This window comes from Burkholderia sp. WSM2232, from assembly GCF_000472545.1.
Taxonomy (GTDB): Bacteria; Pseudomonadota; Gammaproteobacteria; order Burkholderiales; family Burkholderiaceae; genus Paraburkholderia.
In genome coordinates, this window is sequence record NZ_AWZV01000010.1 from 213,051 (window position 1) to 229,942 (window position 16,892).

The following is a 16,892-nucleotide window of genomic DNA, read 5'->3' on the forward strand; positions in this document are numbered from 1 at the left end:
ATCCGATCCGCACACCCTTCGATTGACGCGTGCGCTGCGTGGCACACAGCAGAGGGTGAACAGAATCGGCCCCGTATTGGCCTGATGCGTCGCCGCCGTTCTGGTTGCTCCTCACGGCGCCGCGATGTTGCCTTCTCCTATTAGCGAGGACTATGCCAACCCGGGGCAAACGCCTGACTGGTGCGACGCAGCGACGACGCCAGAGTCGATTCACCGGTCCGTAGAGGCCTTTTTGTTTCAATTCTGTACATCGGCCATTCGCTGGGGTGAGGCCGGTAGAGATGTTTTTGTTCGAGCCAAGTGCTTGATGCTATTGACTTCGCAACGACTGGCAACCGTTTTGCGAAGTCGCCGCCAGGGTTGTCCCGCTCTTCAAAGGCACGTTGACACGTGGTGTCCGGGATGTGCCGGAATTGATTCAGATGTGTTCACCTCGCTGCGTGGGTTGCCGTACGTTGGGCCATTGACGGGTTTTGGGAGTCGCAAAAGAAACGACAGTGGTGGAGCTTTCCCGACAGATCCGTTCGCGCAGCGCGAGGTTTCACGCGGGTTGCGAAGGCGCGGCTCGCCGAACCGAGGTTTATCCGTAGAACGTGGGGGCCGCCGCATTGAGCGCGCGGATTTCGCCGGCGGGCGCGCCATATGTTGCATCAGCTTTAAATGCCGCTTTGGATGCATGCGCAACGTTCACGCTTTGGGATGCCAGGGGCGCGCGCGGAACGAGCGGCACTAGCGGCACGATGCAGGGACGGTTGGGCGCGAGGTGGAACCAGTCGTGCGCCGCGCGATAGTGCCGGTCAATGATATGAACGAAGCGCGCAAAGCGTTTCGCCTCGACGACCAGTTGCCAGCCGTCGCCGGCGCGTTGCACGGCGACCGTCAGGCCGGGATCGCCGGGCGCGCTGATGCGCCTGTCCGGCAGATGAAACGTTTCGGAAACGATCCGCCCGCTCGCCGCGTCGCGCAGCGTCGCGATCGACACGTCGTGCGCGCGCGGGCCGAAACGGTAGGCGTAGGTGAAATCGAAGAACTGGTCGAGGCACGCGGCGGCAGCAATGCGCTGGGCCGAACGCGGTGCGAGCTGCACTGCACGGGTAGCCGACGCAACCTTCACGCAGCCCTCGCGCAGGCACACGAGTTCCAGTTGCGCATGCACGGTGTCGGCACGCTCATTGATCAGGTGGATATCGAGCCCGTTGAGGCCTTCGTCGGTGAAGAGCACCTGAATGGGTTGCAGTGTGCGTGCGAGGCCGTGCAGGGCGCTTTTAGGCCTTCCTGTGGCGTCTATCAGCCCCCAGCCTGCTCCGGGCCGCAAATCCTGCAACTGCCAGATGAGTCCGCCGCCGCAACCCGATCCGGCGCTGCGCCATTCGGCGAACACTTCGGCCATCACTTCCGCGACGAGCGCACGGGACAAGGTCAGGTAGCGCTCGGGATCTTCGTATCGCAGGCGTGCCGGGTCGACATCATAGAGCGTCCGAAGATAGTGGTCGCGCACGTCGTCGAAATCCCAGCCGGCGCCGGGATCGCGCGGCACGGCGGCTTTCCAGCGCGGATCGTGCGGATGGATCGTACCCAACGCCTCGTGCAACGTTGCGTCGTCAGGCACGTTCGCAAAGGCGAGGCACTCGGCGGCAAAGCGCACCTGCGAGCGGCGCGCGTCGTCGAGCGGACGCTGGTAGGCGCCTACGCCATAGTAGTGAGTGATGCCCTCATTAGTGGAAAACGGCCACGCGCCGACAGACGGCGAGTTGCCGACATACGGCACGTCCGGTCGTTCGCGCGCGACGAGGGCGGGCAATTGTTCGTCGAATACTGGTTGCGCGCGCATCGAGGGCGGCAGACCGTACATCGCGGCTTGCTGCGTGGCCTCGCTGCCACCGCACAGCACGGCAAGCGAAACGTGCCGGCGCGTGCGGCGAAGGAACTGCGTGGCTTCGGCCTCTATCGACGCACGGAAGGCCGCGTCGTCCGGATAGTCGAAATTCGCCAGTGCGAAGTCCTGCCAGATGAGCAGTCCATATTCGTCGGCTAACTCGTAGAACGTCTGCGACTCGTACACCATGGTGCCGCCCACCCGCAGCATGTTCATGCCTGCATCGCGGGCGAGTTCGAACGTGTGCCGCAGTTGCGCTTCGCTGCCGGCGAGCGTGACGAGATCGGCACTAGTCCAGCATGCGCCGCGGCAGAACACCGGCACGCCGTTGACACGCAGCACGAAGTCCGTGCCTTGCGCGCCGCGTTCCACTTCGATCTGACGAAAGCCGATCGAGCCGAGCGGCCATGCGTTTGCGCCGCTGTCATCGAGGTGCAACGTGAGCGGGTATAGAGTCGGTGTTCCATGCGTATGAGGCCACCAGCGCTGCACCTGCGGTACGCGGACGGTGCCGGTCAGTGTGTATGCATCGATCCATTGCAGAGCTGAAACATGGCTGCCGCAGCCAAGCGAGGCGTCAACTGTGGCGACATCCTGTGGATGAACGAAATGTAGCGTGAGCGAAACAATGCCGTCGTCGCGCTCCAAGGTGCTCGTGAGGTCCACGCTGTCGATAGCGCAACGCGCGTCGCTCAGCAGCTCCACGGGCCGCCACGGTCCGACGGCGTGCACTGCGGGACACCAGCCCGGCATGTGCCCGAGCAGGGTGGTGCGCACATTGCGCAGTGTCGGCGGCGTAACCAGGCGTGGCCGCCAGCGTGCGCGTGAGCGTTTTGCCGCCAATGCCGGCGCGAGAGAGCGAAAACAGATGACGAGCGACGCACTGCCGTTCAACTCGATATCGAGGCTGTGCGCGACGAACATCGAGTCGGAGTTCAGCCGCTGGATGCCGTCCACCCACACCTCGGCTAGGGTTGCCAGCCCATGCATGCGCAAGCGGCGCCTGCCAGTGCCGTGCAACGTCAGACGATACCAGTGATCGTCGAAGGCGAGCGGCGTAGGATGCGTGACGTCGAAGAGACCCGCCGCGCGGCGCGCGCTTGCGACAGTACCGGGCACCTGCGCGGCGAGCCAGCCGTCCGCCGGCAAGTCATCCGGCGACGCGCATGCGCCGCCCGGTGTGCTCACGCATTCCCAGCCGGTGTCGAGGCGTTGCGGCCAGATGTTTTCGAACGCGAGTGCGTGCGCCTCGTCATTTGCTGACGGGGCGTCGGCCGCGGCGACGAGCGCGGCTCCCTGCTCATCGGGGGCAGGCGCCGGTGCTCTGGTCAGTGCATCCACGGCGAGTTCCTGAAGAGCCCCCGCAACTCGGGGTGCCTGCGTCATGACACGAGCGCGGCGAGTGGCGGCAGTGTTTCTTCGTAAGCGCTTTCGAGCACGTCGAAACAGTCGTCGCAAAGATCGCGGCGCCCGCGTGCGATGGCCCGCACGAGCCGGAACTGCATCACCATCGATTCAGACGCGATACGTTGCGCAGCGGCGGGAATCGTCGCTGGAATTGCGAAGCCTTGTTCGCCGAGCCACAGCAGATACTTCGAGAGAAACTCGAAATTAGCGCCAAGCTGCCGCATCAGGTTGAACGAGTATGGATGGAAAAACGCTTCGCCGCGCTCGATCAATGTGTCGAGATGCCCGGGAAACGCGGCACGCCATTGCGCGATGGGGTTGGTCAAAGGGCGGCGGCCTAGATGTGCGCACAACAATTCGGCCGATGCTTCGGCGAGCGCCATGCCCTCTAGCGCGGGCCGCGCCTGCTTGGCGAATTCCACGTAGGGGAACAGCAAGTCCGGTTGCTGCGCGAATTGCGGCAGCTTGCGAAAGACGCCGTCGTAGTCCTCGCCCTCTAGCGTGTGATAGCCGGTGTTGTGGAAGTAGCCGAGACGGCGCGTCTGCGGATCGATAAAGTCGATGCCCACCGTGGTCTTCGGATGCTCGCGCCGATACGATGTGGCGCGCGTATTCGGCAGGTAGTAGCCGTCTACCTCGACGAGCACGGTGTGGCCGCGCAACGTCTGCGCGAGCACGCGTTCCTCGAGCGAGTCGTAGATAGCCAGTTCCTGGACCTGCGTGCCGTAGAGCCGTTCGAGGTCCTCGAGCGGAAACTTGAAGAACGTGAACTGATCGCCCTCGAAGTCCTGAGTAACAGTAAAGCCAAGCGCGGCGCGCGGATCGAGACCGAAGCCGTGCAGCAATTCGATCCACAGGTCGACATAGCAATTGGTTTCCTGCCAGACGCGCTCGCCCTGATGCAGCAGATGCGGTTCGTGCTGACGTGGCCATGTTTGTGGCTGTGTTTGTGGCTGTGCTTGCGACTGTGTGGTGCGAAACGCCGCGGTCCGCGAGGACGCGGTCCCGCTTCCAGTCGCTAACGCATCGCGGCGCGGCAACTGCAATGCGCCCGAGATGTCCAACGAGTGCAACGTACCCTTGGCCAGCGGCTCCCGCGACGAATTCATGCGCCGTCTCCTGCTGCCGCTGCGCGCGCGTGCATCTGCGCGAGGCCCTGTGCTACGCGCGCTTGCGTTTCTCCCCATAGCAAAGCGCGTACTTCGTCGGGCCATGCGTGCACGTCGAGGCCGTGGTGGCGAAACAGCGCGAGCGTGAGGCGCTCCATGCCAAAGCCGACACAGCCGGTATGAGCCACGCTGCCGTCGTCGCAGACAATCTTCCAGATGCCGCCGAAGTGATCCATGTGATAGTTGAACGACAGGCACGCGGTCTTGCTGCCGGGATTGGCGACCGGAATCAGCAGTTCGAACTTGAGAGCCTGCGAGCGCTGGCTGTCGGCGATGATCTTGCCGCCGCGGCCGAAGAACGGATCGTTGGCGAGATCCACTTCGACGGGCAATTGCAATAGCGAAACGAGCAGCGAGCCGCGGTCGATCCACATCTGGCGGAAGGCCATTACCTGTTGCGGATTGCCGAGCCGCACATATTCGCGCTGGCGGAACATCTGCATGCGCGCGGGGTCGAGCGACGGTTCGTGGCGATAGCAATACGACAGCACGTCGATGGTGCGTCCGTTGACCGGCAACGCACCGCGCCGCGCCATCACCGGATAAACCGGATAGCACGCCGCGGGTGTGAGCACGACGCGCGTCGGTTTCTGCTGCGCCATCCATGCGTCGCTGCGCTCGTCGTCGCTCTCGCTGATGGCGTCGTCGAGCGCTCGCAAGAGGCGCTGGTGGCCAAGCTCATTGCCGCAAAACGCGTGAATAGTGCCCGCGAGGTCGGGGAAGCTTTTCAGATACTCGCTGTCTTCGAAGTCTGTGCGGCGCATGGCCGGCGGAAAGCGCAATACTTCGGGTTCCTGATCGGCGCCGAGATGCGTGAGGGCCGCGTTGAGCCGTTCCACCACCTCTTCAAAGATCTGGCTGCGGCCGTACAGGCCGTTCTCACCGGTGTCGATAAGCAGGCCCGCTGCAAGCAGCTCGTCGCGAAAGCCTGGTGCGGGCGGTTGATCGGCAGAGGCGGGCTTGAGCGCGGCGGTATCGGTCATCGTATTCATCAGGCTCTCCCCGGCGCTGCCGGACGCTGCGCGAGCAGCAGGCTCGCAGTGTTCTGTGCGATGCGGTCGTTGTTGATCATGAGCGGTGCGGAATACAGGTCGCGCAAATGTCGGCCCACGCTGTACGGTGTGGCGTTCTTGTAGCCGGCCATGCCGCAGATCATCAGCACTTCATGAACGACTTCGAGCGCAGTCGTGGAGATACTGGTCTTGAGCGTATTCATGTCGGACGCGAAGCCGAGCATGGCAGCAAGCGGTGCGTCGGCCTGCGATTCGCTCAGGCGCGCGGCATGCGCAGCGCGTGCCGCGTCGAGCGCAACCTGAAGCCGAGCCTGCATCATTTGCAGCAGACCGACGGCTTGCGCGAGGCGCATGCCGGCCGGCGGAACGGAGCCAGGCTTCGCGCGCGCCTGGGCACGGAAAAACGCCTTCGCGCGATTCACCGCGTCGGCCGCGACGCCCGTCCATACGGAGGCCCACAGTGTGTGCGATACCGGCAGCATGGTCTGGTCGGCAATCTGCGCGAAGGGCGTGGGCAGGATCTGCGCGGCAAGACCTGTTGCCACGAGCCTGAAGCCCTCGCTGCAGGTGCCGCGCATGCCCATCGCATCCCATGCGCCGCGTTTTTCGAGCAGCGTTGCTTCGCGTAACGCGACGATCAGCACCTGGTCGGCGGCGGCCGACTGCGCGGTGCGGCGTGCAGTCACCAGAATCACGTCCGCGTGTGCGCCATACGAAATAGTCGGGGCAAGTTTTTCGATGCGAAAACGCTCGCCGTCGAGTTCGACTGCGCAGGCGCTCGTGCGCAGGTTGCCGCCAATCGTTTCTTCAGACGTTGCCGACGCGAAGAGCCACTGATGCTCCGATAGTTGCGCGAGCAACTGCCGGTGCCACGGCGAGCTACTGCCATGCTCGTCGATACAGGCAACCTGGATCTGGTGCATTGCATAAATCATCGCCGTGGACGCGCAACCTTGCGCAAGCGTTTCGCAAATCGCGCCGACCTCCGCGAGAGAAAGCCCCGCGCCGCCGAATGCGGTGGGAACCATCGCCGAGAGCAGGCGCTCGCGCTTGAGCGCTTCGAACGCTTCGGTGGGAAAGCGCGCGTCGCTGTCCACGGCGTCGGCAAACTGCGCGGCAATCGCGGCACAACGTTGCGCTGCCGCGCGCCAACCCGGCTCGGGCTCTATGGCGGTCAATGCCGCGGATGCCGGTAATGCCGCCGCTGCGGCCGGATCGACTAGCGGGGCGTTCATGCTGCTCTCGCCTGTTGCAGTTCGGTAACCGCGGCCGCCATCGAATCGATGCTAGAGAAGAGCCGCCGCGTGAGCATGCGATCCGGAATTTCGACGCCGAATTCGTCTTCTATGGCGAGCATCAGATGCACGGTGGCGAGCGACGAGAGACCGGCGGCATACAGGTCCGCGTCGTCGGCGAGGCTTTCCGGCGCGACATCGAGGCGGGCGGATTCCGAAAGAATGCGTCGCAAGGCGGTCTTCATGATGATTGTCCCTCTGTTGTGCAATGGTCTCGTGAAATTCGCCGATGAGGCGAATGCATGGGCACGTTAGGCGCGCGACGCGACGTGTTGCCGGTGCCTCGTATTTAAGAATCGTCAAAGTCCAGCGTCAGTGCGATGGCGCACGGAAAACAGCCGTATCGCGGCCTTAACGTGTAGCCATCGAAACGGGCCTGCAGGTCGAGCGGGCACACGAGGGCGGCGCCGTGCGCCGGTCGCGTCGAACATAAGAGAATCCGCTGGGGAACGTAATGAACTGGAAAACGCTGGAATTCGAGCAGCTTTCGGCGCGCGAGCTATATCTGATCTTGCGGGCGCGCAGCGCCGTCTTCGTGGTCGAGCAGTCGCATGTGTGCCTCGATGCGGACGGTCGCGACGAAGCTTCGCTGCACGTGTTCGCGGTAGAGGACATGGCGCGGCCCATGCCGATTCTTGCGTACGCTCGCGTACAGCCCGGCGATGCCGAAGATCCCGAGATCGTGATCGACAAGGTGCTGACAAGTCCGTTGCGGCGTGGCGACGGCACGGCGGAAATGCTGGTGGAGCGCGTATTGCAGGCCATTGCCGAGCGTTGGCCGGGACACGCGGCTCGTGTGAGCGCACCGGTGGGCTTGCGCGAGTTCTATGAGCAGTTCGGCTTTCGTAAGACGGAAGGTCCGTACCTCGAACATGGCGTGCCGTTTATCGGCCTCACGCGGCAGGTGCGCGGCTCGCCGCCGCTCACCGCCTGGCGGCGCCGCGAACGCGAGCGCGATCGCGCCGCGCTCGTCAATACGTTCGAGATGCTTTGATGGAGCCGGTGCTGATCACGCCGTCGAGCGCACGCCTCGCGCTGCGCTCGACGGCTGACGGCAGGCACGGCGCGGCGTCCCCGGGCGCCGCGCGAACGGTCACGCCCATACGCCGCCGTTCGACACGTGTGCGCCATCCGCTGCGTTTGCCGCTGTTGCTGTTCGGCGCGACGCTCGCTCTGATCGTGCTGCATCAGGGCAGAGTGGTCGAGCTGTTCTTTCCGGCTGGCGCCTTCGCGGTTGCGCTGCTGCTGTATCGGCGCTCGCCTGCGCATTACCTCGGGTTCGTCTGCTGGCTGTTCTTTCTGACGCCGGAGGTCAGGCGTCTTGCGGACTTCGTGAGCGGTGCGTTCAATCCACAAAGCCCGATCATGATCGCGCCGCTCGCTGCGGTTGCGCTAATGGGCTTCACGCTCGTCAAGCAGGTGGGTGCGTTCGGCCAGCGGCGCGCGGCGCCGCTTCTGCTGATCGTGATCGCGCTGCTGTACGCGTACGCGGTGGGCTTTCTGCAGGCCGGGCCGGCTGCCGCTACCTTCACGTTGATCAACTGGCTTTACCCGGTGATGGTCGCCTTCTATATGACCGTGACGTGGCGCCATTATCCGGACTATCACCGCGTGCTGCTCAAGACATTCGTTTATGGCGGACTGCTGATGAGTTTGTATGGCCTGCTGGAATTCGTCTCGCCGATGCCGTGGGACGCTTTCTGGCTGATCTCGTCGAAGATGGCCTCCGAAGGGCAGCCTGTGCCGTTCGGCATGCGTGTCAGCAGCACGATGAATTCATGCGGCCCATTCGCGGTCACGCTCATGACCATTCTGCAGATGTCGCTCGCGGCGCGTGGCAAGTCGCGCATCGTGCTGGGCTGTGTCGGCATTCCGGCGCTGCTGCTGACGAGCGTGCGCAGCACGTGGGGCGGCTTTGTCATTGCGCTGATCTATTCATTCGCCATGCTCGACGGCAAGAGCCGCATGCGTCTGCTGGCCGCGGTGCTGGGCCTCGCCATGATGGCTGCGCCGCTCATGATCATCGACCAGGTGGCCGAACCGGTGATGCGGCGCTTCAGCACGATCCAGGACATTGGCGAGGACAACAGCTATCAGGCCCGCGCGGAGTTCTATAAGACGTTCCTTGCTTCGGCGCTCACCGATATTGCGGGCCAGGGTCTCGGCTCCACGGGTCTCGGCACCAAGCTGTCCGACGACAAAGCCGCGGCCGCGAGGGTCGACTTCGACAGCGGCCTGATGGAAGTGCCCTTCGTGATGGGCTGGCCCGGCACTGTGTTGTACACCACCGGCGTGCTGATGCTCTTGTGGCGAGCGTATCGCGCGAGCCGGCTGCATCCCAAGGATCTGCTCGCCACTTCCAGCGTCGGCGTGGCCGTCGCTATCTTTTCGATGATGGTCTTCGTCAACACGCTCACGTCGGTCTCCGGCATGTTCTTCTTTCTCGGCGTGACGTTGCCCGTGATTTCGCTGCGTTACGCGCGCAGACGCCGTGCCCTGGGCGGTGCGGCTTTCTCGCCGGCCTGACGCATTACAGACGAAGGACACCAGGATGCGGATTCTCATCGTCACCCATGTCGTGCGTAAGAACGACGGGCAAGGACGCGTGAACTACGAAATCGTGCTGGCGGCGCTGGCGGCGGGCCATTCGGTCACGCTGCTTGCCGCCGAAGCGGCGCCGGAACTCGTCGAACATCCGCGTGTGCGGTTGGTGCGCGTGGCGCGCAGCCGTTTGCCGACCAGGCTCGTGCAGTACCAGATGTTCGCACTGCGCTGCAGCGCGTGGATTCGCGCGCATCGCAACGAATTCGACGTGGTGCATGTGAACGGCTTCATTGCATGGGCCCGCGCGGACGTCAACGCAGTTCACTTCGTACACGACGGCTGGTATCGCTGCGGCTTCTATCCGTTTCGCTTTCTGCGAAGCTTTTATCACGCCTATCAGGTCCTTTACACGCGGCTGAACATCGCTTGCGAGAAATGGTCGTTTCGTCACAGCGAAGTGATCGTGCCGGTCTCGCAGAAAGTGGCGCGAGAGGTGCACGCACTTAATGTCGGCGCCGCGCGAGTGCAGGTCATTCACAACGGCGTGGATCCCGACGAGTTTGGCCCTGGCGGCGCCGAGCGCGCGCGCTTTGGCTTGCCGCAGGCGCCGTTCATGCTGCTTTTCGCGGGCGACCTGCGCATGTCGCGCAAGAATCTCGACACCGTTCTGCACGCGCTCGTGCATACGTCCGCCCAGGTGCATCTCGCGGTGGCGGGCATTCTGCATAACAGTCCCTATCCTGCGCTTGTCGAGAAGCTTGGCCTCGCGGGACGCGTGCATTTCACGGATATGGTGATGGACATGCCCGCGTTGATGCGCTCGGTGGACGCCTTCGTTTTTCCTTCGCGCTACGAACCAATGGGGCTCGTGCTGCTGGAGGCACTTTCTGTTGGCTTGCCCGTGATTACCGTGCGCACGGCGGGCGGCGCCGAGGTCATTGGGCACGACAGCGGCATCGTGCTCGATGATCCCGACGACGCCGTCGCGCTTGCTGCCGCGATCATGCGGGTGGCGGGCGATCCGGATTACGCACGACGCCTCGGCCAACGTGCGCGCGAGGTGGCGCGGGGCCTCAGCTGGCAGGCGATGGCCGAGCGCTATCTGACGGTCTATGAGCAGGTGCACGCAGGTCATCTCGAACGGACGCTGCCGCCCGCATGCGCAACCGAGCCGGTAAAACTATGAGCGCGACTTCAATCGATTCGTTGCAAATCGGCATGCACTGGTTCAACGAGCGGCCGGGCGGCCTCGACCGCATGTTCAAGGCGCTCGTCGATACGCTGCCGGCGCAGGGTGTGAACGTGCGCGGCATGGTGGCAGGCAGCGCGAGTGTGCTGAGGGCGTCGGGTGGCCGCGTGCAATCGTTCGCGGGCGCTGACATGCAGCTCGGCGCGCGGCTTCTCGGTTCGCGCAGGTATTCGCGCGTGCTGCGTGCTGCGCGCATGCCGGATGTGGTTGCGGCGCACTTCGCGCTGTACGCGGCGCCGACCGCCGGCGTGTTTCGCGGCGTGCCGAAGGTGGTGCATTTTCACGGGCCCTGGGCGGCGGAATCGTATCCGGGAGGCGGGGGCGGACTTTCGCGTGCGCTGCGCATGGCTCTCGAGCGCTTCGTCTATCGCGGCGCGACGCGTCATATCGTGCTGTCCCATGCGTTCGCCCGTCTGCTTCACGAAACCTACGGCGTGGCGGAGGAGAGCATCCGCATCGTGCCAGGCTGTGTCGACGTCGCGCATTTCGACAGCCGTGCGACCCGAGCCGAGGCGCGCCGGCTACTTGGTCTTGTCGAGGACCGGCCGTTGATATTCTGCATTCGCCGCCTCGTCTCGCGCATGGGACTCGAAGATCTGATCGACGCCATGGCGATCGTCAAGCCGCTGGTGCCCGACGTGTTGCTGGTGATCGCGGGTAAAGGACCGCTCGCCGCGCAATTGCAGGCCCGTATCGTCGCGCGCGGCCTTGAGGGCAACGTCCGGCTCGCCGGCTTCGTGCCGGATGACACCGTGCCGCTGTGGTATCGCGCGGCTGATCTTTCGGTCGTGCCGACCGTGTCGCTCGAAGGCTTTGGTCTCACTACCATCGAATCGCTTGCCGCCGGAACGCCGGTTCTGGTGACGCCGGTCGGCGGTTTGCCCGAAGCCGTGGCACCGCTCTCCAGTGATCTGGTGCTGCCTTCGGGCGGTTTTCGTGCGATAGGCGAAGGCATGGCCGACGCGTTGCTAGGCCGGCGCAGGTTGCCGGACGCAACGGCATGCCGGAACTATGCGCGCAGGAACTTCGACCAGCCGGTGGTAGCCGCGCAGGTTGCGCGCATTTACCGCGAAGCGATCGACGTATTCTGACGCGCCCGTGATCATGCGACGCGTCACGCGCAAAACGTTCGAACGGCTCGTATGCGGCTGTGCTCTCGCCTTGCCGTTGGTTGTGCTGCTCGCGGCAGGCGAGTCTGAGTACAGCGCGTACGGCCATCGCGCAGCCGGTAGTGCCGGTCCGCCCAGCCAGCCGGCGAGCGAAGCGTCGTCCCCGCAACTGGCGCAGGCGGCCGCAAGCAATCCCGCTGCCGAGGCGCAGGCCGCCGGCGCATTTGCTTCGCTATCCTATCGGACATCGTGGATCGGCAATACGTGGGGTTACGGCGACGGGCGCTGGATGCAGATCGATGTGCAGGCGATCGCGGTCACGCCGCAAGGCGACGTCTTCACCAATGCGCCGTGGGACGAAAGCGGCGGCGAGCTCGGCCAGTATCGCAACGGCGAGCTGCTGCGCCACGGCGGCGAAACGCATGGCTGGGGCATGATGGGCGGCGACGCGATTGCCGTCAACGACGAGTACGTGTTTGTCGCGCAAACCATGGTGAGCCTCGGCAACGAGACCGCGAAGCACAGGCCGTCGCCGCGCGAGGGCGAGGTGTGGACCGGCGTGTCGCGCCGCAGCCGCGCCGACATTCGCGACGGCGTGCCCTTCGCCGGGCAGGTGAAATTCCCCGCCGGCAGCCGGCTCGCTTTCCTGCTTGTTTCGAGCTACTCCGCGAAAAGCGATTATGCGATTCGCGGCTTGGCGGCGGACGATACGCGGCTCTTCGTCTCGAACGCGCTCGACAATCGCGTGCAAATCGTCGACGCCCAGACCATGCAGGGCATCGGCGCATTTTCCGCGCGCGAGCCGGGGCGGCTCGCGCTTGCGCCCGACGGTTCACTATGGATCATTGAGAACAGCCGCACAGACGGTGCGGAGCGCGTGGTGCACCATGCGCGCAATGGGACCGTGATCGGCGAGCTGCAGTTGCCGCAGGGCGTCGTGCCGGTGGACCTCGCTGTGGATGCGCGAGGGCGTCTGTTCGTCGCGGACAACGGCGCGCGCCAGCAGATCCTGATTTTTTCCGCGGATACGGGCACGTCCGGCGGCAATTCGCAGCAGGCAACGGCAATGAAATGGACGGCGAGCTTCGGGCAGGAAGGCGGCATCTACTCTGGGCGCGCGGGCACACCGGGGCCGCGACGCTTTAACGGTTTGACGGGCGTGGGCGTGGATCGCGCGGGCAACGTGTATGTGTCGATGAACGGCGCGGGCCCACGACCTTTCGGCACCGGCGCGAGCACCTACGACGGGGCGCTGCTCGAAAGCTACATGCCCGATGGGCGGCAGCGCTTCAGCTTGCAGGGGCTGCTGTTCGTCGACGGTGTGCAGTTCGTCGACGGTAATCCGCCCTCTGTGTATAGCGGCAGCAAGCGCTTTACGCTGGATCTTTCGCGAGCGCCCGGAGAAGAGTGGTCCTATGCGGGCTATACCGCCGACCGGTTTCGCTATCCATACGACCCATACTTTCATCTGTATCTGGGCGGCCAGCGCGGCATGCCGATGGTGCGCGACATCGACGGGCACCGGCTGTTGTACACCACGGACATGTACTCCTCCTACCTGCGCATCTACCGTTTCGCCGACGACCGGGAGACGGCGATCGCCTCGGGCCTGTTCTCCCAAGCGCATATCGACCGAGCCTGGCCGCGCAATCAACCCGCGCGCGGCGAATGGATCTGGCGCGACCTGACAGGCGCGGGTGACTTCTCGCCGGCCTCGTTCGATCAGAACAGCACGTCCACGGATGCGCCCACGTTGCGGGCGTGGTGGGTGGATAGCCGCGGCGATATCTGGCAGGGCACCGAGGCGGCGGGCATCCGGTCCTTTCCATTGCAGGGCTTCGACCGCGTCGGCAACCCGGTCTACCGCTACGCCGCGATGCGGCAGTATCCGGTTCCCGCGCCGTTCTACCGCATTGCGCGGCTCAACTATTTTCCCGACGACGATACGTTGTTCGTATCCGGCTCGACACGCGCACGGCCATTCAATCAGGACAACTGGAATAGTGCGGGATCGCAACTTGCACGCTACGACCACTGGAAAACCGGCCAGCCGGTGCTGCGCTACGTAATCGATCTGCCGGACCAGGGGCCGCCCGAGTGGCTTTCGATCAACGGCTTTGCGGTGGCCGGCGACTACATCTTTGCGGTGGAAACGCGCAGCGCCGCGGTGCGGGTGTACGACCGCGCGAGCGGACGGGATATCGGACGGCTGACACCGGGCAGGGAAGTCGGCTCGACGAGCGGTTGGGCCGACGTGCCGATGCCCGTCACCGCGCAGCGTCTTGCGTCGGGCGAATACCTCGTGTTCGTCGAGGAAGACGCGCGCGGCAAAGCGCTGATGTACCGATTCACACCGCCTTCGACCGCCGTCGCGGCCGTCCGTCGCAATTCCACCGACGTTGCAGGTCAACCATGAAAATCGTCCATCTTGCCAACCATGCGCTGAATGTCGGCAACGGCATCGTCAATGTGATGGTCGATCTGGCTTGCCTGCAGGCGCGCGCGGGACACGACGTGACGGTTGCGTCGGGCGGCGGCGGTTTCGAGGATCTGCTCGCGCGGCATGGCGTGCGCCATGTGCTGTTGCCGCAATCGCCGCGTCCCGCGCGCGTGCCGGCGATGATCGTGGGCTTCAACCGGCTGATCAGGCGAATCGATCCGGATGTCGTTCATGCCCACATGATGACCGGCGCGTTGATCGCCCGCTTTGGCGTGCCGCGGCGGCGCTTCGTGCTCGTCACCACCGTGCACAACGAGTTCCAGAAAAGCGCGACGATGATGCGCGTCGGCGACCGCGTGGTCGCGGTAAGCGAGGCAGTCTGCGAGGCGATGGAGCGGCGCGGCATACCGAAGGCGCGCCTGTGCGTCGTGCGCAACGGCGCGCTCGGCACGCCCCGGTTTGCGCACTCGAGCACGCCCGCTCCGGTCACGCTCGTCCGTCCGAGCATTGTGACGCTTGCCGGTATGTACGAACGCAAGGGCATACGCGATCTGCTGCATGCGTTCGCCTCATTGCGCGAACGTGTGCCTGACGCGGTGCTGTACCTCGTCGGCGAAGGCCCGGACCGCGCGGCAATGGAACAGCTCGCGGCACAACTGGGCATAGCACGCGAGGCGCGCTTCGTGGGTTTTATCGCGGATCCGCGCGCTTATTTGCAGCAAGCCGATGTGTTCGTTCTGGCTTCGCATAATGAGCCGGCGGGTCTCGTTCTGTGTGAAGCGCGCGAGCAGGGCTGCGCGATTGTGGCGACGCGCGTGGGCGGCATTCCGGAGATGCTCGATGGCGGTGCGGCCGGTGTGCTGGTGCCGCCGCATGATCCGGCGAGTCTTGCACGAGCGCTCGAACAGCTTCTGAGTGATCGCAACGCGCGCACAACGCTGGCCGCGCGCGCGTTGGAAGACCTACAGAAATTCAGCGTGCAACGCGTGAGCGACGGCTACATTGCGATCTATGAGCGTGCGCTGGCGAGTTGCCAGCCGCGCCGGTTTGCCAGCATTGCCGCGCGCGATGCGGGTGCCGCGCATGCGGGCCTGGTCGACACGGCGAGCCATTCGGCAACGTCGTGACGGGTGTTCGCAGCGGACGCCGAACCGAGATGGATGATTCGGATGCCAAGGCATTGCGCCGTGAGTTTTCCCGCGAACCTCAACCGGTCGACAAAGTGACCCGCGCCCACAGCTTGTAGACGATACCGCGCAACTCGCTGGAGCCATGCAGCGAGAGCCCGAGATTCGCACAGGCCAGCACCAGGGCGGCGGTAATCTGCGAGGTGAGCGTGTTCACCGATTCGGCAAGCGCGAGCGCGACCAGCAGGAAGCCGAGGTGCACGAGCATGTTGCGCACAATAGACCCGACATGCAGCCGCGCAAAGTAAAGCAGCATGCCGTAGTCGAACAGGCCCTTCAGCACAACCACGACCGCGGCGCCCATGATGCCGAACCAGTGAATGCCGCACCACAGCGCGCCCGCAAATACCGGCAACTGCACCCAGCTCACCACGGCAATCGACGCGGGCCTCGTCTGCGCCTGGATCAGAATGCCGAGAATGCCCGCCTGCCCGCCCAGCCAGACGGCGAGTATCAGCACGCACGCAACGGGCGCCGCGGCCGCCACGGTCGGCCCGAGCCACAGCAGCAGAAAGGGCTTTAGCGCAAACATCGCGACGATCAGACACGGCGTGAAGGCGCCGTTCAGGAAGGCGAGCGCGCTGCGCGCAATCGCGTCTGCGTCCGCGCGCGATACCGCGGAAAGACGCGGGAACAGCGTGCGCACCATCGCGACAGGCAGCAGGTTCAGGCGCGTAATGAGATTCTGCGGCGTCGCATAGTAAGTCACGAAGCGCGCGCCGAGCAGCGCCCCGACCAGCACGCGGTCGAGTGTCGACGCAATCATGCCGGCGCCGGAAAAGAGCAGCAGCCAGCGGCCGTAACGGAACAGTTCGATCATCATGCGCCATTGCGGCATGCGCACGCGGCGAATGCCGATTGCGCGAAATGCCGCCGCGCCGAGCATCAGGCCGGCGAGAAGCCGCGCGAGCACGGCGGCCGGAATGACCACGGCGAGCGAGGGCGAGAAGCAGAAAATGGCGGCGAGAGGCAACAACTGGAAAAGTGCCGTGCCGAGCGTCTGATTGATATTGAAGCTCGCAAAGCGTTCTACTCCGTTGATGGCGCCCGCAAAAACCCACGACACGTTGGCAATGGGCACGGCCACCGCGATCCACGGCAGGCTCGCCATCACCTCGCGCTGGAACTCGGGCTCGATCTTCACACCGTGCGTGATATAGACGACGGTGCCCGCATAAATGATGAGCCCGCCGGCTATACCGGTGCCGAGATTCATGAACCACGCGCTCCAGAAAATGCGTTCGAGCGAGTCGTCGTCGGCGGCGCGGGCACGCGAGATCTGGTTCTCGGTGGCGAGGCTCGTACCGAGATCGAGCACGCTGAAGTAGCCGATCAGCGTCCAGACCAGATTGATCACGCCATAGCGCTCGACACCCATCAGATGAATATAGGCCGGCACGGTGACGAGGGAAATGAAGGTCGGTGCAATCGCTCCCGCAAAGTTGATGACGATGTTCCTGACGATACTTCTTTCCATGGTGGCGCTGTCCGGCGGGAGTGTCGTGCAATGGTGTGGTTCGTGCAGGGCGCTGTCGGTGCGCGGCCGCACCCACGAGCGTGCCCGCCGCGCTGGCGGGCGCTCGTCGCAGGCACTCGATAGTGC

12 protein-coding genes are annotated in these 16,892 nt (G+C 64.6%); 6 read left to right on the plus strand and 6 right to left on the minus strand.

The genetic code is table 11. The annotated features are described in order from the left end of the window. Window positions 1-580 precede the first annotated feature (580 nt). The 5 genes from F757_RS0111065 to F757_RS0111085 are packed head-to-tail and all read right to left on the minus strand — an operon-like array spanning window position 581 to window position 6,945. Window positions 581-3,262, minus strand: coding sequence for a glycosyl hydrolase 2 galactose-binding domain-containing protein (locus F757_RS0111065; protein WP_035466643.1), 2,682 nt, complete (start codon window positions 3,260-3,262; stop codon window positions 581-583). After that, complete coding sequence (locus tag F757_RS0111070) at window positions 3,259-4,392, minus strand: DUF1839 family protein (protein WP_027211443.1); 1,134 nt, start codon at window positions 4,390-4,392, stop codon at window positions 3,259-3,261. The genes F757_RS0111065 and F757_RS0111070 overlap by 4 nt, the downstream gene beginning before the upstream one ends. After that, a complete protein-coding gene (locus tag F757_RS0111075) occupies window positions 4,389-5,444 on the minus strand; it encodes an amino acid--[acyl-carrier-protein] ligase (RefSeq protein WP_027211444.1) in 1,056 nt (351 codons plus the stop codon). Before F757_RS0111075 ends, F757_RS0111070 begins: the two co-directional genes overlap by 4 nt. After that, window positions 5,444-6,700 carry an acyl-CoA dehydrogenase family protein gene (locus F757_RS0111080; protein ID WP_027211445.1) on the minus strand — a complete coding sequence of 419 codons (1,257 nt, stop codon included), beginning with the start codon at window positions 6,698-6,700 and terminating at the stop codon, window positions 5,444-5,446. Before F757_RS0111080 ends, F757_RS0111075 begins: the two co-directional genes overlap by 1 nt. Continuing rightward, window positions 6,697-6,945, minus strand: coding sequence for an acyl carrier protein (locus tag F757_RS0111085; RefSeq protein WP_027211446.1), 249 nt, complete (start codon window positions 6,943-6,945; stop codon window positions 6,697-6,699). The genes F757_RS0111080 and F757_RS0111085 overlap by 4 nt, the downstream gene beginning before the upstream one ends. A 269-nt stretch (window positions 6,946-7,214) precedes the next feature. Between F757_RS0111085 and F757_RS0111090 the strand changes: the two genes are divergently transcribed. Genes F757_RS0111090 through F757_RS0111115 form a run of 6 tightly spaced genes read left to right on the plus strand, consistent with a single transcriptional unit; the run spans window position 7,215 to window position 15,229 of the window. After that, on the plus strand, window positions 7,215-7,754 hold the full coding sequence (locus F757_RS0111090; protein WP_027211447.1) for a GNAT family N-acetyltransferase: 540 nt from the start codon (window positions 7,215-7,217) through the stop codon (window positions 7,752-7,754). Continuing rightward, window positions 7,754-9,286 (plus strand): O-antigen ligase family protein, encoded by a 1,533-nt coding sequence (locus F757_RS0111095; RefSeq protein ID WP_027211448.1) that lies wholly within the window; start codon window positions 7,754-7,756, stop codon window positions 9,284-9,286. The genes F757_RS0111090 and F757_RS0111095 overlap by 1 nt, the downstream gene beginning before the upstream one ends. Window positions 9,287-9,311: 25 nt before the next feature. After that, complete coding sequence (locus F757_RS0111100) at window positions 9,312-10,490, plus strand: glycosyltransferase family 4 protein (RefSeq protein ID WP_027211449.1); 1,179 nt, start codon at window positions 9,312-9,314, stop codon at window positions 10,488-10,490. Then, entirely contained in the window at window positions 10,487-11,644 is a 1,158-nt protein-coding gene (locus F757_RS0111105; RefSeq protein WP_027211450.1) for a glycosyltransferase family 4 protein, read from the plus strand. The genes F757_RS0111100 and F757_RS0111105 overlap by 4 nt, the downstream gene beginning before the upstream one ends. Before the next feature lie 13 nt (window positions 11,645-11,657). Beyond that, the gene (locus F757_RS0111110) at window positions 11,658-14,078 is read left to right on the plus strand and encodes a hypothetical protein (RefSeq protein WP_035466686.1); all 2,421 of its coding nucleotides are present in this window, start codon (window positions 11,658-11,660) and stop codon (window positions 14,076-14,078) included. After that, window positions 14,075-15,229, plus strand: a complete 1,155-nt coding sequence (locus F757_RS0111115; protein WP_027211452.1) for a glycosyltransferase family 4 protein — start codon at window positions 14,075-14,077, stop codon at window positions 15,227-15,229. The genes F757_RS0111110 and F757_RS0111115 overlap by 4 nt, the downstream gene beginning before the upstream one ends. 79 nt (window positions 15,230-15,308) lie before the next feature. On the opposite strand, the gene F757_RS0111120 is transcribed toward F757_RS0111115, so the two are convergent. Beyond that, window positions 15,309-16,766 (minus strand): oligosaccharide flippase family protein, encoded by a 1,458-nt coding sequence (locus F757_RS0111120; RefSeq protein WP_027211453.1) that lies wholly within the window; start codon window positions 16,764-16,766, stop codon window positions 15,309-15,311. Between the last annotated feature and the right edge of the window lie 126 nt (window positions 16,767-16,892).